Annotated in this window: 23 protein-coding genes; 8 read left to right on the top strand and 15 right to left on the bottom strand. The window is 75.4% G+C overall.

Annotation, left to right across the window (positions count from 1 at the left end; all coding sequences use genetic code 11):
• Nucleotides 1-19 precede the first annotated feature (19 nt).
• Nucleotides 20-3,913 carry a glycoside hydrolase/phage tail family protein gene (locus tag ASF41_RS20725; protein ID WP_056496607.1) on the bottom strand — a complete coding sequence of 1,298 codons (3,894 nt, stop codon included), beginning with the start codon at nucleotides 3,911-3,913 and terminating at the stop codon, nucleotides 20-22.
• A gap of 85 nt (nucleotides 3,914-3,998) precedes the next feature.
• On the opposite strand from ASF41_RS20725, the gene ASF41_RS20730 reads away from it, so the two are divergent.
• Both ASF41_RS20730 and ASF41_RS20735 read left to right on the top strand, forming a co-directional pair.
• Nucleotides 3,999-4,253, top strand: coding sequence for a type II toxin-antitoxin system RelE/ParE family toxin (locus tag ASF41_RS20730; RefSeq protein WP_056496842.1), 255 nt, complete (start codon nucleotides 3,999-4,001; stop codon nucleotides 4,251-4,253).
• A 48-nt stretch (nucleotides 4,254-4,301) separates the two neighbouring features.
• Nucleotides 4,302-4,676 carry a helix-turn-helix domain-containing protein gene (locus ASF41_RS20735; RefSeq protein ID WP_056211922.1) on the top strand — a complete coding sequence of 125 codons (375 nt, stop codon included), beginning with the start codon at nucleotides 4,302-4,304 and terminating at the stop codon, nucleotides 4,674-4,676.
• Here the strand turns inward: ASF41_RS20735 and ASF41_RS20740 are convergent.
• The 3 genes from ASF41_RS20740 to ASF41_RS20750 are packed head-to-tail and all read right to left on the bottom strand — an operon-like array spanning nucleotide 4,673 to nucleotide 6,927.
• A complete protein-coding gene (locus ASF41_RS20740; RefSeq protein ID WP_244479739.1) occupies nucleotides 4,673-5,140 on the bottom strand; it encodes an NlpC/P60 family protein in 468 nt (155 codons plus the stop codon). The genes ASF41_RS20735 and ASF41_RS20740 overlap by 4 nt on opposite strands.
• 7 nt (nucleotides 5,141-5,147) lie before the next feature.
• Nucleotides 5,148-6,029 carry a DUF2163 domain-containing protein gene (locus ASF41_RS20745; RefSeq protein WP_056496612.1) on the bottom strand — a complete coding sequence of 294 codons (882 nt, stop codon included), beginning with the start codon at nucleotides 6,027-6,029 and terminating at the stop codon, nucleotides 5,148-5,150.
• A 22-nt stretch (nucleotides 6,030-6,051) separates the two neighbouring features.
• Nucleotides 6,052-6,927, bottom strand: coding sequence for a LysR family transcriptional regulator (locus ASF41_RS20750; RefSeq protein ID WP_056496615.1), 876 nt, complete (start codon nucleotides 6,925-6,927; stop codon nucleotides 6,052-6,054).
• A 149-nt stretch (nucleotides 6,928-7,076) separates the two neighbouring features.
• On the opposite strand from ASF41_RS20750, the gene ASF41_RS20755 reads away from it, so the two are divergent.
• Together ASF41_RS20755 and ASF41_RS20760 are read left to right on the top strand one after the other, a co-directional pair.
• Nucleotides 7,077-7,691 carry a glutathione S-transferase family protein gene (locus tag ASF41_RS20755; protein ID WP_056211931.1) on the top strand — a complete coding sequence of 205 codons (615 nt, stop codon included), beginning with the start codon at nucleotides 7,077-7,079 and terminating at the stop codon, nucleotides 7,689-7,691.
• Nucleotides 7,692-7,720: 29 nt separating this feature from the next.
• The gene (locus tag ASF41_RS20760) at nucleotides 7,721-8,671 is read left to right on the top strand and encodes a pyridoxamine 5'-phosphate oxidase family protein (RefSeq protein ID WP_056496618.1); all 951 of its coding nucleotides are present in this window, start codon (nucleotides 7,721-7,723) and stop codon (nucleotides 8,669-8,671) included.
• Here the strand turns inward: ASF41_RS20760 and ASF41_RS20765 are convergent.
• From ASF41_RS20765 to ASF41_RS20800, 8 genes are read right to left on the bottom strand one after another with little or no spacing between them, the layout of a single operon-like run.
• Nucleotides 8,652-9,305 (bottom strand): DUF2460 domain-containing protein, encoded by a 654-nt coding sequence (locus ASF41_RS20765; protein ID WP_056496625.1) that lies wholly within the window; start codon nucleotides 9,303-9,305, stop codon nucleotides 8,652-8,654. The genes ASF41_RS20760 and ASF41_RS20765 overlap by 20 nt on opposite strands.
• Nucleotides 9,306-9,324: 19 nt before the next feature.
• A complete protein-coding gene (locus ASF41_RS20770) occupies nucleotides 9,325-9,900 on the bottom strand; it encodes a phage tail tape measure protein (protein WP_056496629.1) in 576 nt (191 codons plus the stop codon).
• A gap of 16 nt (nucleotides 9,901-9,916) precedes the next feature.
• Nucleotides 9,917-10,135: a phage tail assembly chaperone gene (locus tag ASF41_RS20775; protein WP_056277409.1), complete on the bottom strand. Its 219-nt coding sequence runs from the start codon at nucleotides 10,133-10,135 to the stop codon at nucleotides 9,917-9,919.
• Nucleotides 10,132-10,455: a gene transfer agent family protein gene (locus tag ASF41_RS20780; RefSeq protein ID WP_056496632.1), complete on the bottom strand. Its 324-nt coding sequence runs from the start codon at nucleotides 10,453-10,455 to the stop codon at nucleotides 10,132-10,134. The genes ASF41_RS20775 and ASF41_RS20780 overlap by 4 nt, the downstream gene beginning before the upstream one ends.
• Nucleotides 10,455-10,862, bottom strand: coding sequence for a phage major tail protein, TP901-1 family (locus ASF41_RS20785; protein WP_056496635.1), 408 nt, complete (start codon nucleotides 10,860-10,862; stop codon nucleotides 10,455-10,457). The genes ASF41_RS20780 and ASF41_RS20785 overlap by 1 nt, the downstream gene beginning before the upstream one ends.
• A gap of 23 nt (nucleotides 10,863-10,885) precedes the next feature.
• Nucleotides 10,886-11,332 (bottom strand): DUF3168 domain-containing protein, encoded by a 447-nt coding sequence (locus ASF41_RS20790; protein ID WP_056496638.1) that lies wholly within the window; start codon nucleotides 11,330-11,332, stop codon nucleotides 10,886-10,888.
• Nucleotides 11,329-11,697, bottom strand: a complete 369-nt coding sequence (locus tag ASF41_RS20795) for a head-tail adaptor protein (protein ID WP_056496641.1) — start codon at nucleotides 11,695-11,697, stop codon at nucleotides 11,329-11,331. The genes ASF41_RS20790 and ASF41_RS20795 overlap by 4 nt, the downstream gene beginning before the upstream one ends.
• 26 nt (nucleotides 11,698-11,723) lie before the next feature.
• Nucleotides 11,724-12,293, bottom strand: a complete 570-nt coding sequence (locus tag ASF41_RS20800; protein WP_056496644.1) for a hypothetical protein — start codon at nucleotides 12,291-12,293, stop codon at nucleotides 11,724-11,726.
• Between the two features lie 40 nt (nucleotides 12,294-12,333).
• Between ASF41_RS20800 and ASF41_RS20805 the strand changes: the two genes are divergently transcribed.
• Together ASF41_RS20805 and ASF41_RS20810 are read left to right on the top strand one after the other, a co-directional pair.
• Complete coding sequence (locus ASF41_RS20805) at nucleotides 12,334-13,122, top strand: trypsin-like serine protease (RefSeq protein WP_082487288.1); 789 nt, start codon at nucleotides 12,334-12,336, stop codon at nucleotides 13,120-13,122.
• A gap of 114 nt (nucleotides 13,123-13,236) precedes the next feature.
• Complete coding sequence (locus ASF41_RS20810) at nucleotides 13,237-14,148, top strand: trypsin-like serine protease (RefSeq protein WP_082501477.1); 912 nt, start codon at nucleotides 13,237-13,239, stop codon at nucleotides 14,146-14,148.
• Nucleotides 14,149-14,684: 536 nt separating this feature from the next.
• Here ASF41_RS20810 and ASF41_RS20815 read toward each other — a convergent pair.
• Complete coding sequence (locus tag ASF41_RS20815; RefSeq protein ID WP_082504731.1) at nucleotides 14,685-15,983, bottom strand: phage major capsid protein; 1,299 nt, start codon at nucleotides 15,981-15,983, stop codon at nucleotides 14,685-14,687.
• A 50-nt stretch (nucleotides 15,984-16,033) separates the two neighbouring features.
• Nucleotides 16,034-16,600, bottom strand: coding sequence for an HK97 family phage prohead protease (locus tag ASF41_RS20820; RefSeq protein ID WP_056211953.1), 567 nt, complete (start codon nucleotides 16,598-16,600; stop codon nucleotides 16,034-16,036).
• A 186-nt stretch (nucleotides 16,601-16,786) separates the two neighbouring features.
• On the opposite strand from ASF41_RS20820, the gene ASF41_RS20825 reads away from it, so the two are divergent.
• Together ASF41_RS20825 and ASF41_RS20830 are read left to right on the top strand one after the other, a co-directional pair.
• On the top strand, nucleotides 16,787-17,131 hold the full coding sequence (locus tag ASF41_RS20825) for an antitoxin of toxin-antitoxin stability system (RefSeq protein WP_348271637.1): 345 nt from the start codon (nucleotides 16,787-16,789) through the stop codon (nucleotides 17,129-17,131).
• The gene (locus ASF41_RS20830; protein WP_056496647.1) at nucleotides 17,128-17,574 is read left to right on the top strand and encodes a type II toxin-antitoxin system VapC family toxin; all 447 of its coding nucleotides are present in this window, start codon (nucleotides 17,128-17,130) and stop codon (nucleotides 17,572-17,574) included. The genes ASF41_RS20825 and ASF41_RS20830 overlap by 4 nt, the downstream gene beginning before the upstream one ends.
• Before the next feature lie 96 nt (nucleotides 17,575-17,670).
• On the opposite strand, the gene ASF41_RS20835 is transcribed toward ASF41_RS20830, so the two are convergent.
• Nucleotides 17,671-18,837, bottom strand: a complete 1,167-nt coding sequence (locus ASF41_RS20835; RefSeq protein ID WP_056211958.1) for a phage portal protein — start codon at nucleotides 18,835-18,837, stop codon at nucleotides 17,671-17,673.
• Between the last annotated feature and the right edge of the window lie 13 nt (nucleotides 18,838-18,850).

An 18,850-nucleotide genomic window follows, 5' to 3' on the forward strand; every position in this document is an offset into this window, starting at 1 on the left:
ACTGGGTTGAATCGCGGGTTCAGGCGGGCTCCACCGGAACCCGCGCCCGGGTCTCGGGGCCGGGCCCGGCCGCCGCGCCGACCTGCGCCACCGCCACGTCGAGGCGGTCCTGGGGCGTGCCGAAATCCGCCGCCTCGTCCGCCGCGGCGTAAAGGAGGTCCGACCGCTCCGCGCTCAGGGTCCGGAGGGGGTGGCCCGCGGCGGCGTAGAACGTGACTCGGTAGGCCTCGGGCTCCTCCAGCGGGACCTCGACGGCGTCCCAGGAATCCCCGTCGCGCCGGGCCCTCCGGATCCAGGCGAGGCGCACGCCCCCTGGCGCCCGCCGTGCCCGGAGATGGACGGGGCGCAGGGGCTTAAGGGCGGTGAGGCCCGCCGTGGCGCGCAGCGCGACGGTGGCCGGATCGGCCGGATCGCGCGCCGCCGGGCCGAGCCGGTAGCGGAACGGGCGGCCGGCCTCGTCGAGGCGCTCGACCAGGGGCACCACCGCCCCGTCGAGGCGCACGATTAGGCTGCCGGCCGGGGCCGCGCGCCCGGCCTGCGCCTCGCTGCTGGCCAGCCCGCGCAGGAGCCCGGTGAGCCGGTAGGTGCCCGGCCCCACCAGCGTGGCGCCGGCGGCTGCGATCAGCTCGATCGCCCCGTCCCCGGCGCTGCGCACCGCGAACAGGTTGCCGCCCGCGAGGGCCGCCGCCTCGCCGATGGCGTCGAGGTCCCCGGCGTGGCGCAGGCGGACTGTGAGGGCCGCGCCCCGGTCGAAGCGCCAGAGCGGGCCGGGGGGCAGCGCCGTCAGGGTCTCGCCGAGGCAGGCGGGGTGGTCGACGAAGCCCTGCGGCACCAGCGGGGCGGCCTCGCCCTCCGCCCGCCAGATCGCCATCGGCCCGGGCCAGGGGTCGGCCGTCACCGCCAGCGCCTGCAGGGTGGTCGGGGTGCCGCGGTCGGCCGGCAGGTCGAGGGCGACCGCGAAGGGCGGCCCGGCCAGGGCCGGCACCGCCCGGCGCGGGCGCGGTCCGGCCGGTTCGCCCGCGCGCGGCGCCCGGCCGTGACGGGGGACGCCCCGCGTCTCGATGGCGCGCCCGCGCGGGCTGTCTGCGATGCGCAGGATCCGGTGCGGCAGCCGCTCCCCCGGCAGGGCCAGGAGGTCGCCCGGCGCGAGGTCGATCCGGCGCGGGCTCAGGGTGAAGCGCGCGGTGTCGCGGGCCGCGAGGGCGGCGTCGAGGGCGGCCTCCGCCAGGGCCTCGGCGCTGGCGCGCCGGGTCACCACGGCGGCCTCCATCCGGGTCTCGCGCCGGCGCCGGCCGGTCGGCCGGGTCGCGGCGGCGCTCGCCCGGCGGTACTCGGCGGTCTCGCCGTCGGTGAAGCCGATCGCCAGGGAGCGCGGCAGCTCCGCCTCCTCGGCCCGGACCTGGGCCAGGGGGGCCTCCGCGTCGCGCAGGACCACGAGGTCGTCCGCCGCGATCGCCTGCGGCACCTCCCGGCGCGGCCCGCGCACGATCAGCGCGCCGGCCGCGGCGGAGACGTCGAGGCCGTAGAGCTGCGCCAGGGGCTCCAGGGCCGCCCGGGCCGACATCGGCCGGTCGATGACGTAGCCGTCGAGGGTCGCGTCGGCGGTGATGGCGGCCGGCACGGTGATCCCGAGGTCGGCCAGGATCGCGGCGATGAGCCGGTCGAGTTCCAGCCCCTCGATCCGCCCGGTGATCCAGTGGCCGACCGGCCAGTTGCCCGCATCCGCCCAGACGGTGTCGAAGTCGGGAAAGGCCGGGTAGGGCCGGGCGTCCCAGCACCAGACGAAGATCCCCTCCGCCGGCACCATCGGCCCGCCATAGACCGGCGAGACCGGGTTGTGGGCGGCCTCGAAGCCGGGCAGGTCGAGGTCGAACCGCCCCAGGATCGCCGCGAGGCCGCGCGCCTGGATCAGGTCGTCGCGGGTGCCGCGCGAGGCGGGCGGGCTGGCGTTCTCGGCGGATTTCGGGTCGGGGAAGACGTTGGGGCCGTTGGTGCCCTTGTCCACCGCCGGCACCCCGATCTCGGTGAGCCAGATCGGCTTGCCCCGCGGCACCCACGCCGTCGCCCGGGTCTCGCGCCCGTCCTCCCGCTCGATGTGCGGGTTCGCCCACCAGCCAACGAGGTCCTTGGCCCGGAAGATCCAGGGCTTGGCGGCGGCCCCGTCGGTGATCGGCGTGCGGACCTGCGCGGCCCGGTCGGCCGCACCGGCATAGAACCAGTCGAAGGCCTCGCCGGCGCCGAGCCGCCCCTTGAGATAGGCCGGGTCGTAGATCGAATCGGCGAGCGCCAGGTCGGCATGGGCGTCCCCGTCGCGCCAGTCGGTCAGGGGCGGGTAGTAGTCGATCCCCACCGCGTCGATGGCCGGGTCCGCGAACAGGGCGTCGAGTGGGAAGCGGACCGTGGCGCCGCCGTCGCGCACGTCGGCGCCGTACTCGGTCCAGTCGGCGGCGTAGACGAGCGCGACGTCCGGGCCGAGGCGCTGGCGCAGGGCCGTCGCCAGGCTGCGGAAGCCCTCCACGGCGGGGTAGCGCCCCGCCTCCGCCCGCACCCGGGTGAGGCTGACGAACTCGCTGCCCAGGATGAAGCCGGCGAGGGGAATCCCCGCGGCGGCCCAGGCGGCCGCGAGCGTCGCGTAATGCAGCACGAAGGGGCGATATTGCGCGAGGAAGGCCGCCACCTGCGTGCCGGCCGCGGCGGTGCCGTCCGGGCTCGCCGGCTGCCCGGGGGCGGGGTCGCAGGTGATGCGCCCGCGCCAGGGATAGGCCGGCTGGCCGGCGGCGGCCGGGTCGCGCGGGTCCGGCCGGCGGTTGCCCGCCGGCACGTCCATCATCACGAAGGGGTAGAGCACCACCGCGAGGCCGCGCCGGTGCAGGTCGGCCACGAGGCGGGTCAGGCCCGCATCCGAGGGCGTGCCGCCATAGGCCGGCCCGCCTTCGGGCCCGGTCGAGACGGGCGCCACCTGGTCGCGGCCCAGGCCCGCCACCGACCAGGCGTCGCCGCTCGTCACCTTGGCGGTGGAATCGACCCGGGGGGCGAGGGTGCAGAGTCCGGCGCGCAGGTCGTCCCCGAACCAGCTCGCCACCACGGAGACGCGCTCCAGCCGCGGGCAGAGCGCCTGGAGCGCGTCGAGGGAGGCGGTGACGTCGGTGCCCGCCTGCAGCTGGAACCGGTTGGCCGGGCGGGTCGTGCCGTAGCCCGCCTCCTCGGTGACGCGCAGCGGATCGAGGCCGAACTCGGTGGAGCCGGGGATGAGGCAGACCGCCCGGATCATCCCGGCAAGGCCTGCCACGGGGCGCAGCACCTCGAAGGCGAATTGCGGGATCCGGTTGCCGAACTCGGCCAGGGCGAGGCGCTCGAACACCACATAGGCGAGGCCGCGATAGGCGGGGGCGTTCGCCGCCCCCTCCTTGGCGACGATGAGCGGGTCCGGTGCCTGGTCCCCGTCGCCGACGTGCAGGCGGAGGGTGACCGTGGTCAGGTCGATCTCGCGCCCGTCCGCCCAGACCCGCCGGAGGCCCGCCACCGGGCCCTCGCAGAGCCCGATGGCGAGGTCGACGAAGTAGGCATAGGCCGTCCGCTTGACCTTGCCGCCGCCGATGCCCTTGCCGCCGGCCGCGCTGGCGGCGGCGGGGCTCGCCACCTCCAGAGGCCGGGTCGCCCAGATCAGGGTGCCGCCGATGCGGGCCCGGCCGTAGACCCGCGGGATGGGGTCGCCCTCGCCGGAGCTGAGGCCCGCCACGTCGGAGAGGCGCGGCCCCTCGACCGTGCGCCCGCCCGCCAGTCCCCCGAACAGGGCGGCGTCGAGGCCGGAGCCCGCCGCCGCCCCGAGGGCACTGCCGATGATCCCGCCGATCGGCCCGCCCAGCGCCGTACCGGCCGCCGCCCCGGCGGTTTGCAGGATCAGCGTGGCCATGGCGGACTCCGGGAGTGGGGGCGAGGTCTGAGATCTCGGGGCAACTCGCCCTTGCGGTATTATAGCGATGTGCTATTTTTCATTGGTGAAACGGATCGCTTACAGCAAGGCTGCCCTGAAGACGCTGAGCCGGATGCCGGCCAACGTCTCGGCGATGATCCGCTCGAAGATCGCCCTGCTGGCGGCCGATCCGGCCGCCCAGGCCAACAACGTGAAGGCCCTCAAGGGCGAACCCGGGGTCTTCCGCCTGCGGGTCGGCGACTGGCGGGTCCTCTATACGGACGAGGGCGAGATCCTCGCCGTGATCCGGGTCGCCCCCCGGGGCAGCGCCTATGACTGACCCCGACGAACCCGTCGCATCGGACACTGCCGGAACGGACCTTCGCCCATGAACGCCCAGACCATCGTCACCCCGGCCGGCGAGCGCCTCGTCGTCCTGTCGGAAGCCGATTTTCGCGCCCTGAGCGAGGCGGCCGAGGACAATGCCGACCGCCTCGCGATCCAGGAATTCCGCCGTCGGCTCGCCGCCGGCGAGGAGGAGTTGCTGCCCTCCGGGATGGTGGACCGCATCCTTGGCGGGGAGAACCGCATCCGCGTCTGGCGCGAGCACCGCGGCCTTACCGCCCGCGCCCTGGCGGAGGCCGCCGGGATCGCCCAGCCGTTCCTGTCGCAGATCGAGACCGGCAAGCGCGAGGGCACCGTGGACACCCTGCGCCGGATCGCCGAGGTCCTGTCCGTCACGATCGACGACCTCGTCGGTTAGCCGCCCTCCACGCCCGGGAAGCGGAAGACCTGGGTGAGGTGGCGGCGCCACCAGGCCGTCAGGGCGACCTCCGTGACGGCGGCGCCGTCATGGGCGTGGATCATCGTGCCGGCGCCGGTGGCGAGGGCGCAGTGCCGGGCCGGCAGGTGGGCGCGGAAGCGGAACAGCAGGACGTCGCCGGCCGATGGCGGACCGTCGACGGGCAGGAGGTGGCGCGCGGCCGCGTCCGCCAGGGGATCGCAGCCGGGCGGCGCGGATTCGGCCCAGGACGCGGCGTAGGGCGGGGCCGCCTCGGGCTCCGGGCCGAGGGCCTCGCGCCAGACCCCGCGCAGCAGCCCGAGGCAGTCGCAGCCGACGCCCTTCAGGGAGGCCTGGTGGCGATAGGGCGTGCCGATCCAGGCCCGCGCCAGGGTGACGATCCTCTCGGGCGTCATCGTTTCGGATGTCATCGTCTCGAATGTCATGGCGGCCTCACCGGAACAGGCTGCCGCCGTCGAGGCCCGGGCCGGCGCCAGGGGCGGGGCGCAGCACGAAATCGTTGCCCGGCAGGTGCGGGAAGCCCTGGAAGTTCGGCACGTTGGCGAACTTGTCGCGGCAGGTGGCGAGGCGCTTGTCGCAGCCCGCCGTCAGGCGGAAGCGGTCGCCCGGCGCCACCGGGCGGGGCGGGGCCTGCCAGAGGTCGAGGCGGATCGTCCCCGTTGCGCCGGCCTGGTCGCGGATCTCGGCCTCCTGTCCGGCTTGGCCGTCGCCGATCCAGGCGAGGCGCCCCCCGGCGAACCACCCTGGCGCGAAATCTCCCGCCAGGGCGACGGCGAGGCGGCCGGGTTCCGGCGCCGCCAGCACCGTGCCGGTCGTGGCAAAGCGGGCATCGGTCAGGTCCACGCGGCAGCGGGCATCGCCGAGATCGGCCCCGCAGGTGGCACGGTAGGTCCGGCCGCGCTCGGCGTCGAGCTGGTCCATCAGCCCGCGCAACTCGGCCACGAAGGCGGTGCCGGCCCGGCGCACCTCGCCGACCGTGCCGATTTCGAGGAGCAGGCGCGTCTCGGGGCGGCGCCAATCCACCAGCCAGGTTTCCACCGAGGCGGCGTCGTAGAGGCCGCCGGCGATGTCGGCGTCGGTGAGCCCGACCGCCGAGAGCGCCCCGGCGACCTCGCCGCCGCCGATGGCAAAGCCGAGCTCGGCGCTGGCTTCGGCCGCCTCCAGCCCGGAGCGGGCGGCGTAGGTCAGGCCGCCGAAGCTGAGGTCGCGGTCGTGGTCGGTGAAGCCGAGGCGGACGCCGTCGCGCCGGGTCAGGGCCCAGCAATGGCACAGCGTGGTCGCCCCGCCGGCGAGATGCGCGGCGAGGTCGCGCATGGTCTGGAAGCCCCGAAGAATGTCAGGAACGGGTCGGGTTGACCCGCGGGTCGGCCCGGAGCCGCGCCACCGCGAGATCGATGAAGGCCCGCACCTTGGCGGGTGCGCGCCGCCCCTCGGGGCTCACGACGTGGACCGGCATCGCCGCCGCCTCCGGATCGTCGAGGACGAGGCGCAGGCGCCCCTCCGCCACGGCCGGGGCGACCTGGTAGGACAGGAGCTGCGCGAGGCCCTGGCCGGCCAGCGCCGCCGCCAGGACGGCGTCGATGGTGTTGCAGGTCAGCCGGGGCCGCAGGGCGACGGTCCCGGGGCCGGTGCTGGCCGAGCCGATCACGGCGTGGTCGCGCAGGTCCCGCACCGTCCCGGGCGTCCCGTGCCGGTCGAGGTAGGCCGGTGCGGCGCAGAGCACCCGGCGGACGGTGCCGACCCGGATCGCCGCGAGGCCGGAATCGGCAAGCGCGCCGATCCGGACGCCCACGTCGGCACCCTCCTCGATCATGTTGACGATCCGGTCGAGGAACAGGGCCTGCGCCGAGACGGCGGCGTGATGGGCCAGGTATTCGGTGATCACCGGCAGCACGTAGAGGCGGCCGAACTGCACCGGCGCCGTCACCGTCAGGGTGCCGGAGGGCGTGGCGTAGGAGCCCGCCGCGGCGGCCTCCGCCTCCGCGATCTCCGCCAGGATGCGCCGGCAATCCTCCAGGTAGCGCCCGCCCGCCTCGGTGAGCTTCACCGAGCGGGTGGTCCGGGTCAGGAGCCGCGCCCCGATCCGCGCCTCGAGGGCCGCCACCGCCCGGGTCACGGCCGGCGGGCTGAGGTGGAGCTGGCGCGCCGCTTCGGCGAAGCCCCCGCCCTCCGCCACCCGGACGAAGACCCGCATCGCCTGCCACCGATCCATGCCGTCCTCCGCCGACTCGCGATTGTTCCATTTTGCGGAACAGTGGCTTGCGCGGAAAGCGCATTCTCCCCGTCCGGACCCTGGTCTTGAATGCGGATGTCGCCGGTGCCCCGGCCCTGGTTCTGTCCCCGTCCCCGATGAGGCCTCCCATGAAGCTGTTCCACGTCGCCCTGTCCGGCCACGCCCACCGGGCCCGCCTGTTCCTGTCCCTGGTCGGCCAGCCCTGCGAGATCGTCGCGGTCGATCTCGCGAAGGGCGAGCACCGGACGCCGGACTTCCTGAGGCTAAATCCCTTCGGCCAAGTGCCGGTGCTCGTGGACGGCGAGACGGTCGTCCCCGATTCCAACGCCATCCTGGTCTACCTGGCCAAGCGCCTCGGCCGCACCGATTGGCTGCCGGAGGACGCGGCCGGCGCGGCGCGGGTCCAGCGCTGGCTCTCGGTGGCGGCCGGGCCCATCGCCTTCGGGCCGGCGGCCGCCCGCCTGATCACGGTCTTCGGCGCCGCCTTCGACGCGGCCGAGGTCATCGCCCGGGCCCACGCCATCCTCGGCCGCATCGAGGCCGAACTCGCCGAGCGGCCCTGGCTCGCCGCCGACCACCCGACCCTCGCGGACGTGGCGCTCTACAGCTACGTCGCCGCCGCGCCGGAGGGGAACGTCGACCTCGCCCCCTACGGCGCCGTCCGCGCCTGGCTCGCCCGCATCGAGGCGCTGCCGGGCTTCGTGCCCTTCCCGCAGACGCCGGCAGGCCTGCGCGCCGCCTGAGTCCCATCCCTCCCGTCAGGAGAACGCCCATGTCTCCCACCGACTACCCCTCCCGCGCCCTCCCGGAAACCCGGCCCACCCCGCCCTGGCACGCGGGCGAGACCGCCCTCCAGGCCCGGGTCGGCGTCGCCGAGCGGATGGCCGAACTGGGTCCTCGGGTGATCCGCGACCACCTGATCGCGCAGCACCGCGCCTTCTACCGCCAACTCCCCTTCGTGGTGCTCGGGACGGTCGCCCCGGACGGCGAGGCCTGGGCGACGGTGCGGACCGGGGCGCCGGGCTTCCTCGACGCACCCGATCCCGGGCACCTGCGGATCCGGGCGGCTCCCGAGCCCGACGATCCCGCCGAGGCGGGGCTCTCGGACGGCGCCGCCCTCGGCCTCCTCGGGATCGACCTCGGCACGCGGCGGCGCAACCGCCTGAACGGCACGGTGGTGCGCGACCGCCCGGACGGCTTCGCGGTCCGCATGGCGCAGAGCTTCGGCAACTGCCCGCAATACATCCGCGTCCGGACCGATCCGGCGCCAGTCCCGGCCTCGCTGGCCGCGCCCCGGGTATCGCACCACCTCGACGGGCAGGCCCGCGCCCTCATCGGGAGCGCGGAGACGATGTTCGTGGCGAGCTACGCCGTCGGCGCCGATGGCCGCCGGCAGGTCGACGTCTCGCATCGAGGCGGTCCCGCCGGCTTCGTCCGAATCGGCGCGGACGGGGTCCTGACGGTGCCGGATTATGCCGGCAACCGGTTCTTCAACACACTGGGCAACCTGCTCGCCAACCCGCGCGCCGGGCTTCTGTTCATCGACTTCGCGACCGGCGACCTCGTGCAGATGACCGGGCATTCCGAGGTCGTCCTCGACGCTCCCGACCTCGCGGACCACCCCGGCGCCGAGCGCCTCTGGCGCGTCACGCCCCGCAAAGTGATCCGGCGCCCGGGCGCCTGGCCGCTGCGGTTCGCGCCCCCTACGGCACGATCTCGATGAGCGGCACCCGCGGGATCTCTCCCGCGGCGAAGGCCGAGAGGTCGATGGTGAGGTCGTCGGTGTCGAAGCGGACCGGGATGTCGAAGGCGAAGCCCGCCGTCACCCGCGCGCCCGCCGCCGGCACGGCGTCGGCCGCGAAGGTAAGGCGGCCGGTGGCGGCCTCGCAGGCGACCTTGGCCACCGGCACCGCAACGCCGTCCACCGCCACCCGCACGCTCTCGGCCACCGGCTTGGCGATGGTCCGCCGATAGGGCGCGGGCCCGGTGCCGTAGGTCTTGGCGAGCTGGAACACCCGGGTGGCCCCGTCCCCGAGGCCGAGGAGCTGGTCGGTGGCCGCGATCGGGCGCGAGGGCGGCCCGGAGGTCGCATCGACCCGGTCGCGGTAGCGGAAGCCGTAGAGCCGGCCCCGCCGCTCCTCGAAGAAGCTCAGCACCGCGTGCAGGGCGTCGAGGGTGCGGATGCCGAAGCCGGCATCGTAGCGCCGGCGGGAATCGGCCCAGCGGCTGTTGCGATGCTCGCGGCCCGAGGCCAGGGTGACGATCTCGGTCAGCCGGCTCGGGCCGCCGCTGCCGCGCAGGGCCACATCGAGGGGAAAGCGGACCTCGTGGAAGTCGCTCGGCGGGTCCTCGGCCATCTGGATTCCTCCTTTCGCCTCACAAGCCGCGCCGGCCCCGGGCCACCGCCCGGGCGAGGCCGGCGGCCACCTGCGCCTCCGAGCGGCGGAGGCTCTCGAGGTCCGGAGTGGCGATGTGGATGGTCACGGGGGCGGAGGCCTGGCCGCCCGTCGCGACGCCGAGCCGCCCGTCGCTGCCGCGCTTCAGGGGCAGGATCGCCTCCGGCCCGGCCTCGCCCATCAGGCCGAGGCCGTCGCGCATGGGGAAGTAGGTCGGGGCGGCCACGACGCCGCCGGCCGCGAAGGGGCGGACCCGGCCCCGCTGCAGAACCCCGCCGTCGGCGAAGGCCGCTTCGGCACTGCCCGCGCCCGACCCGATCAGCCCGTTCACCAGCCGGGTGATCCCGGCCTTGACCGGGCTCAGGGCCGCCTTGACCGTCACGCTGGAGAGCTTCGTCGCCAGCGTGCCGAGGACGCTGTCGAGCTGGCGCCCGGCCCCGACATTGAGGCTCAGCGCCTGGGACAGGCTCCGGCCGAAGCGCTGGGCGAGCCGGTCGAGGGTCTCCAGCTGCCGGGCGCGGGCCGCGGTGCTGCGGTCGGGGTCGGTCTCGGCCATGGCGGGGTTCCTCGCATCAGGTCGGGTCGGGGAAGCGGGCGATCAGGTCCCGCAGGGCCGCCCCGTCGAGGGCGGTGCGGGCCCCGGTCAGGCCGGCGGCGGCCATCAGTTCGCGCGGCGTGGCGCGCCAGAAGTCGCGCGGGCGCCAGCGCAGGCGGGCGAGGCCCAGCGCCAGCGCCTCGTCCCACGGGAAGGCGGAGGGCGGCTCCGGCGCGGTCCCGCCCGTGGGGCTCAAGGGGTTTCGGGGGCCTCGCCGAAGGCCGCGGCGAGCACGGCGCCGATCGCCGTTCCGATCGCCTCCAGGTCGCCCGCCAGCGGCAGGGCCGCGACGGCGGCCGCGTCGAGGTCGTGGCCGCCGCCGCGCAGGGCCGCGCCGAGGAGCGCGATGAGGTCCCGGCTCCTGAGCCGCCCCTCGCCGAAGCGGGCGGCGAGCTCGGTGAGGTCGGCGGCCCCGAGGGCATCCTCGAGTTCGGCCAGGGCCCCGAGGGTGAGGCAGAGGGTGTAGCGCTCGGGGCCCAGGGCCAGGGTCACCTCGCCGCGCCGGCGGTTGGCCATCAGGCGTCCGTGAAGGCGAGGGGGCCGGCCGAGTCGAGGGCCAGGTCGAAGGTCACCTCCCCGGCGTGATCCCCGCGGTATTCCAGGCTGGTGATCTGGAAGACGCCCTCCAGGGTGCCGAAGGCCGGCACCACGATCTGGTAGGTCTCCAGGCTGCCGTCGAAGAACACCTGCCGCAGGCGGCCATCGGAGGCCTCGTCGCGGAACACCCCGGAGCCCGACAGGGCGGCCCGGCGCACCCCGGCCCCGGCCAGGAGTTCGCGCCAGCGCCCGGCGGAATCGGCGTTCGTCACGTCCACCGTCTCGGCGTTGAAGGCGAACTGGCGCGCCCGCAGGCCCGCCACCGCGAGAAAGCCGCTGCCGGAGGCGATGCGGATGAGCAGGTCCTTGCCGCGTTGGGCTGCCATGGGGGGCTCCGTGGATCGAGGGGTCAGGCGGAGAGGCGCTCGGTGATCGCCCGCAGGGTCAGGGTGGCGCGGGCCTCGCCGCTGGCGGGATCGCGCCGCACGGCGATGGCCTCCAGGTCGAGGCGCACGAGGACGTGGCCCGCGAGGGCGAGGGGCGCGTCGTGCAGGAGGTCGGCGATGCGCTCGGCGGCATCCACCGCGCTGCGGAGCGAGCCCGGCCGGGCGAAGACCGTCAGGCCGAGGGCGTGCCGGTGGCGCCGGGCGCCGTCGACGGAATCGTCGCGGATCTCGGCGTCCCCGAACAGGGCGTAGACCGGCGCGGCGCCCCGGGGCGGCTCGTCGGCCAGGCGCAGGGACCCGCCCATCAGCCGCGCCAGGGGCGCGTCGGTGGCGAGCCAGGCGAGGATGGCGGCGCGCAGCGCCAGGAGCGGGCTGGTGGGCGAGCCGGCGGGAGCGGGGGCGAGGCTCATGCGGCGGCCCCGGCACCGAGTTCCTCGACGTTGAGTTCCTCGACCTGGCAGACGAGGTCGCGCCGGCGCCCGTCCGGATCGCCCGCGCTGCGCACGGCGAAGCGGCGCGGGCCGCTGGCGAGGCGCATCGCCGGCGTGATCGTGGGGCCGAAGCGGAATCGGATCCGGTGGGTGGCGACCGCCTCGGCGCGGCCGAAGCGGAGCCGCTCGACCGGGCGCAGGGGCTCGATCGCCCCCCAGAGCAGCGGGCCGGCCTCGAACCGGCGCACCACGCCGCCGAAGCCGTCCGGCGTCTCCACGGGACGTTCGAGCACGAAGCGTCGGCGGCGCGCGCCGATGGGCACGGGGGGGAGGGGCTGGGGCATGGCGGCGATCTCCGGGACGGGGCGCGCTACAGGCGCAGCCGCCGCAGCGGCGCGACCAGGGCGGCAAGGGCGGGCGGCGGGACGTCGTCGCCGGCCCCGTCGCCGCGATGCTCGAAGGCGTGGGCCACGAGGAGCCGGATCGCCTGGGCCAGGGCCGGCGGCAGCGGCGGCCCGGCGCCGCCGTAGCCCGCGTCGACCTCGATCAGGGCGGCGCGCCGGTCGAGGGCCGGCACCGCCGGGTCGATGACGAGGCCGGGCGCGTCGATCCCGTCCGCGCCGGGCCGGACGAGCCCGGCGGCGAGGTCGGTGACGGTGCCGCCGGGATCGACGAGGCCCGTCCGCGCCACGGCCACGAGGGGGCTGAGCGGCAGGGGCAGCCAGCCGTCGCCGGGCCAGGCCGTGAGCATCACGCGGTAGCGCCCCGGCGCCAGGATGCGCCGGGTGGCCACCTCCACCTGCGCCCGGGCCGCCGCGATCAGGCGCTCCACCAGGGGATCCTCGGCCCCGCCATCGTCCGGGTCCAGGCGCAGGACGCCGCGCATCTCCGCCAGCGTCACCGGCTCGACGCGGGCATCGTCGACGCGTATCGGGGTCATCGTCGTCTCCGTGTGGGGGCCGTCCAGGAAAGGGATCCCGATGGCGCGCAACGCTGGCCGGACCCGCCGCGCGGCGCGGCGCGGGGCCCCGGCCCTGCTGGGGCTTCCGGTGCTGCTGGCCGTGCTGGGACCGCCGGCCTCCGGGCCGGCCGGCGCCGTGGTGGGCGGCCGCCCCGCCCCCGAGGCGGCGGGCTCGGCCGTGATGGTGCTGTCCTCGAACGGCGGCGTCTGCACCGGCATCGTCGTGGCGGCGGACGCGGTGCTCACCGCCGGCCACTGCGTGGCGGCCCGGGCCGAGCACCGGGTGCATTACAAGGACGCGGCCGGCGCGCCGGTGCTGGCCGAGATCACGGCCCGCGCGCTCCATCCGGGCTACGATGCGGGTGCGGTGGCGGGGCGCCGCCGCTCGGTCGACCTCGCCCTGGTGCGCCTGGCCGCCCCCTTGCCGGGCCGCTTCGTGCCGGCCGCCCTCAGCGCCGCGCTGCCGCGGGCGGGCGAGCGCCTGACCTTGTCCGGCTACGGCGTCGCCGCCGCCGGGGATGCCCGCAGCACCGGGACCTACCGCAGCGTCGAGCTCGGCGTGATCGAGCCCCACGGACCGAGCCGCCTCCTGGTCTGGCTCGGGGCCGGTCCCGGCGGCGCCAGCGCCTGCCAGGGCGATTCCGGCGGGCCGATCGGCGCGGGGCCCGCCGTCCTCGCGGTCTCCGCCTGGGCCGCCGGCAAGGCCTGCGGCGGCGTTTCGCAGGGCGTCCTCCTCGGGCCGCAGCGCGACTGGATCGACCGGACCCTGTCGGGCTGGGGCAGCGCCGCGCGCTGGTCCGGCGTCTGAACGGGTCTCCGGATGACGAAAGGTCCGCGGAACCAGAGCTTGGCCGAGCCATTGCCTTCCGATAGGCTCCACGCCGTTCTCGTCCAGAACATCGCCGGACGCGGGAGAGACACGATGTTGCCGACCGCGCTGCGCAAGGCTGCCCCCAGCAAGGCTGTGCGCCACACGACCCGTCCCACCCGCCTCCGGATCGGAGCGACGGTGCTGGCGGCGGCCCTCGGCGCGCTGGCGCCCCTGCCGGCCTCCGCGGTGATCAACGGCGAGGTCTCGCGCGATCCCAACGGCCTGCGCGCCTCGGTGGTGCGGATCGAGAGCACCCAGGGCGAGATCTGCTCGGGCACGCTCATCGCCCGCGACCTCGTGCTCACCGCCGCCCACTGCGTCATGCATCAGGCCGGCTACAGCGTGGTGGCGGTCGACCGGGCGTTCCGCTCGCGCCGCATCAACGCCATCGCCTTTGCCATGCATCCCGACTTCGTGCCCGGCACCACGCCGGAGGACCAGCCGGGCATCGACCTCGCGGTCATCAAGCTCGCCGAGCCCCTGAGCGGCGATTTCCAGCCCCTCGATCCCCGCGGCGGCGCCATCAACACCGGCGACGCCGTCGACATCGCGGGCTTCGGCGTGGTCGCGGAGAACCGGCGCAACACCGCCCGGACCCTGCGCCAGGCCCACCTCGTCTCCATCGGCTCGCTGCAGGTCGCCAACCGGGTCACGGTGGTCACCGACCGCCGCCGCATGGCCGAGACGGCGGGGGCCGGTGCCTGCCTGGGCGATTCCGGCGGCCCGATCCTGCGCGGCGGCCCCGGCGGCTACCAGATCGTCGGCGTGGTGAGCTGGTCCAGCGGCGCCATGCGCCAGGACCGGAAGGCCCGCACCGCCTGCGGCGGCTTCACCGCCGTGACGCCCACCGGCGAGCATGCCGGCTGGATCAACGCCCGCGCGGCCGACTTCGCCCGCATGCCCTCCGGCGCCGCCATCGGCGCGACCCGGTCGGACTGGATGGCCAAGCCGGGCCGGCGGTAGGCCGAGGCGCTCGGCGACAACGGCTGCCGACCTACGGGGCCGGGCCGGGCTTGGCGGGGGTCATGTCCGTGCTGCGGATCGCGTCCGCGGTCCGATCCGAGGTGAGGGGGGCTCGCCGGAGCGACAGTCGAACCTGCGGCGATCCACCCCGCCTTCACCGGGTTGTGCAGGCCCTCGTTTGAGAGGGGCACCACGTCGACCGCCGCGCCGTGCTCTCGCTGATGGCGCATCGTCTTCGGACCCTGGCCCTGGGAGGCGCCCGACAGGGTCCGCACGCGCAGCCCGTCATCGCCTCGAAGGCCGGCAGCGCCGCTTGGTAGGCCAGGGCGAAGCCGCCCGAGATCATGACGGTCAGGGCGTCCGCGCCATCGGGACGGTCTGCCATCGGATCACTGCCATTCGCGGGAGAGCCGCACGGATGGGGTTCCTGAAGCCTGCCGGTCCCGCCGTCACGCTGGGTCTCGGGCCCGAGCCAGAGATTGATCCCGCTCTTCGGAGCGGACACCCCCGGGCCCGGGGGCCCGGGGGTGTCGGGCTCACGCGCCGAAGGACAGGAGCTTGATGGCGTCGAAGTCCTGGACGCCGCCGCCGACGCGCTTGGTGGTGTAGAACAGCACGTAGGGCTTGGCCGAATAGGGGTCGCGCAGCACCCGCAGGCCGGCGCGGTCCACCACGAGGTAGCCGCGGCGGAAATCGCCGAAGGCGAGGGAGAGGCTGTTGGCGCCCGTGTTGGGCATCGCCTCCGCCTCGGCCACGGGGAAGCCCATGAGGGTGGCCGCGCGGTCGGCGGCCAGGGGCGGCTGCCACAGGTAGTTGCCGTCGGCGTCCTTGAACTTGCGGATCGTGCTCTGCAGGCGCCGGTTCATCACGAAGGTGGCGTTCTGCCGGTAGCCCGCCCGCAGGGCGTAGACGAGATCGAACAGCACGTCGGACGGGTTCGCGGCCGCGAAGCCGCCCGACACGCCCGTCGCGACGGTTCCGATCTTGCCCGGCACCCAGGCGGTGTTCGCCACGAGCTCGTAGGTCAGGAAGCCGCGCGGGCGGCTGACCCCGTTGCCGGTGACGAAGGCCGTGCCCTCCTGCTCGGCGAAGGCCGATTCGACCTCGTCGGCGAGCCAGGCATCGATGTCCACGACGGCGTCGTCGAGGAGCGTCTGCGTCGCCGCCGGCATGGCGTAGAGCTCCATGGCCGGGAAGGTCAGCTCGGACAGGACCGGCGAGTCGGTCTGCGGTCGCGGCGCCGTCTCGGCGACCCAGCCCGAGACCGCGTCGCGCACCGAGACCGCGCGCTTGTACTGCCCGCCGGAGATGACCCGGACCGTGGCCAGCGACCGGATCGGCGACAGGGTGGCGAGGCGCGTCAGCACCATGCGCTCGACCTCGGCCGGCACGAGGTAGCCGCCATCTGGGCCGGACCCCGCCGAGAGGGCCTTCGCCTCGAGCCGCTTGAGGCCGCCGCTCTCGCCGGACCGGACGTAGAGGTCGAAGGCCGCCTTGTGCTCGAGGCTGGCCCCGTCGCGCGGCGCCGGCCCGCCCTGGCCCAGGGGCGCGCCACTTCCCAAGGGCGGGCGGCGGCCGTCGAGGGTGAGGCGGTCGAGGCGGGTGCGCGCCGTATCGAGGGCGGCGTCGATGCGGGCGAGCTTCTCCTCGGTGAGCACGTCGCCCGGAGCGCGGCCCTCGATGGCGGCCAAGCGCGCGTCGTTGGTCTCCTTGAACGCCTCGAAGGCGCGGGCGAGCTCGGCCATGGCGGTGCCCACCGCCGGGTCGGACGGGGCCGGATCGTTCGAGGCACGGCCCGCGGCCTTGTCCTCCAGGGGCGGCCAGGCGCCCTTCATCTCGGGGGCGCGCGGGGCGGCGGCGTGGGTCTCGGACGGGACGGGGACGGTCATGCGAACCTCGCGGAGCGGGCGGGCAGGATGGCGGCGGGCCGGGGCCCGGGCCGGGTGGAGGGGGAAGCCGCGCGCCGGGGCGGCGCCATGCGGTGGGCGAGAGCCCGGATGTCCTGCGCCAGGGCGGCGGCCCGAGCCGGGGCGAGGCCCGCCTGGGCCGGGGCGGCGATCCGCGCGCCCGCCTGGAGCGGAAAGGTGACCAGGGAGATCTCCCAGAGGTCGATCGCCTCGAGCCGGCGCAGGCCGCCGCGCTGGGGCTGCGCCCGCACCGTGCGGAACCCGATGGAGAGCCCGTCGAGGCCGCCCGCGCCGAGCAGCGCGTCGAGCTCGCGGGCGCGCTGAACCGCGAGGTTGAGCTGGCCCGCCACCCGCAGACCGCGGGCATCCTCGCGCAGGGCGAGCCAGCGCCCCACCGGCTCGGCCGGATCGTGCTGCCAGAGCATCCGCACCCCCGCGACGCCCCGCGCCGCGAGGCTCTGCCCGAAGGCGCCCGGCGCCACCACGTCGCGCCCGAGATCGGGCACGCCGAACAGGCTGGCATAGCCGGTGAAATGGCCGTCCATGGGAAACTCCGCCGCGTGGTTTGAACGGGAGACGGCCGGCTCCGGCCTATCCTTCGAGCCGCCGCGAGCAGGACCCTGCGAGGGGACGGGGGCGGTGGTGAGCACCGGTGCGACGGACCGGGGTAGTTCGCGTTGACCGCTTCGTTCCAATGTGTACACATCGTGTGTGCACAATGGAGGCGGGTCATGGCCCAGGACGACGAGGCTTCACCAGAGCCGCCGCGAAAGGTCGGCGTGCGCGAGTTTCGCGGCAACTTCGCCGGCTTCATGCGGCAGGTGCGCCACGGCGCATCCTTCGCGGTGACCGCCCACAACGAGGTGATCGCGATCGTGCAGCCGCCCCCACCGTCCCGTCTGCGCCGGCCCGGCACCCTGCGCGGGCAGATCGAGATGGCACCGGATTTCGATGTCCTGCCTCCTGAGCTGCTGGCCGCCATGGAGGGCGAAGATTTGGAGGGCGAAGATTTGGAGGGCGAAGATTTGGAGGGCGAAGATTTGGAGGGCGCGAATTCGGAAAGCGGGGGGGAATGAGGCTTCTTCTCGATACGCACGCCCTGCTCTGGTGGCTGCTCGCGGACCCGAGACTCGGCCAGGTCGCCCAGGACATGATCGCGGACCCCGCCAACGACGTGCTTGTCTCGGTCGCGTCCCTCTGGGAGATCCAGGTGAAGGTGCGGGTCGGAAAGCTGAAGGCCGACCTCGACAGGATCCTCGACGCGGTGCGGGACCAGGGCTTCGACATCATCGGGATCGCCCCGGCGCATCTGCTGGCCCTCGGTGACCTTCCGCGCCACCACGGGGATCCGTGGGATCACCTGCTCATCGCCCAGGCAAACGCCGAAGGCGCCGTCTTCGTCTCCGAGGATCGGCACGTTCCGGCTTATCCCGTGGCGTTCGTCCGCTGTTCCGGGTCGGCGCAGGTGCGGCCGGCCGGCCAGTCCGAGACGAACCCTCCGGCTTTGGACGAGACCTGAGACACGGGATCTGCGGCTTGGGCCGGCGGGCTTGGGCCGGCGGGCTTGGGCCGGCGGGCTTGGGCCGGCGGGCTTGGGCCGGCGGACCGTCCGACCTCAGCGCGGCCCGTAGCCCACCGCCTCGCGCTTCTCCGCCTCGGTGAGGAAGTCGGCGGCCTGGACCCGGCGCCACAGGCTCTCGCGCTCGGGGGCCAGGGCCTCGATGGCGTCGAGGTCGGGCTCCAGGCGGGCGGGGCCGAAGGCCGGCTCCAGCCAGTGGGCCAGGGCCTCGGCGGTGCGGCGCACCAGGGGGATCACGGTCTGGCGGTAGAAGGCGCGGTTGGCCTCGGCGTAGTTGGCGTGGGTGTTGTCGCCGGGCAGGCCCAGCAGCAGGGGCGGCACCCCGAAGGCGAGGGCGATCTCGCGGGCGGCCCCGCTCTTGGCCTCGACGAAATCCATGTCCTTGGGCGAGAGCGCCAGGGGCTTCCAGTCGAGCCCGCCCTCCAGCAGCAGGGGCCGCCCGGCATTGCCGGCGCCCTGGTAGTTCGCCTCGAGCTCGCCCTTGAGCCGGGTGAACTGCGCGTCGCTCAAGGTGGAGCCGGCGGCGGTGGCGAAGACCAGGGCGCCGGAGGGCCGGGCGGCGTTGTCGAGGAGCGCCTTGTTCCAGGCCCCCGCCGCGTTGTGGATGTCGAGGGCCACCGCCGCCGCCTCCATCGGGGAGAGGCCGTAATGGTCGTCGGTGGGGTGGAACAGGGTGAGGTGGAGGATCGGGGCCACGCCGTCCGCGCCCTGGTCGAAGCGCAGGGTGCGGCCGCCCACCGCGTAGTCGTAGGCCGCCGGCCAGCCGTCGGGGCCGGGCACCACCCGCATCCGGTCGGGCCGCAGGGCGTGGAGCTCGCGGGGCACGCCGTCGAGGCCCGTGGCCTGGAGGTAGGCGTTGCCGGAGACCATCAGGTGCCCGTAGAGCGATTCGAGCAGGGCCGCGCCGCCCTGGCGCGGGTTCGGCCGGGCCAACAGCGCCGCCAGAGGGTGCGGCCCTGCGGCGGACGTCCCCGCCAGCCCGAGGGGCAGGGCGGCGGCGGCCTCGGCCACCAGCCGCACGGCCCGGTGCACGATGGCGTTCCTCTGGAAGCCCGCGCGGGCCAGCGCCCCGATGTCCCGCGGCGTCCAGGAGGCCGGGCCCTCGCCGTAGAAGGCGACGCCGAGGCCCGCGAGGGGCGCCGCCTTGCTGTCGGGGGCCGCGGGCGCGGCGCGGCGCACGAGCCGGGAGAGGAGGTTCGCCATCGGGGCCTCGCGG

The organism is Methylobacterium sp. Leaf111 (assembly GCF_001423285.1).
Classification (GTDB): Bacteria; Pseudomonadota; Alphaproteobacteria; order Rhizobiales; family Beijerinckiaceae; genus Methylobacterium.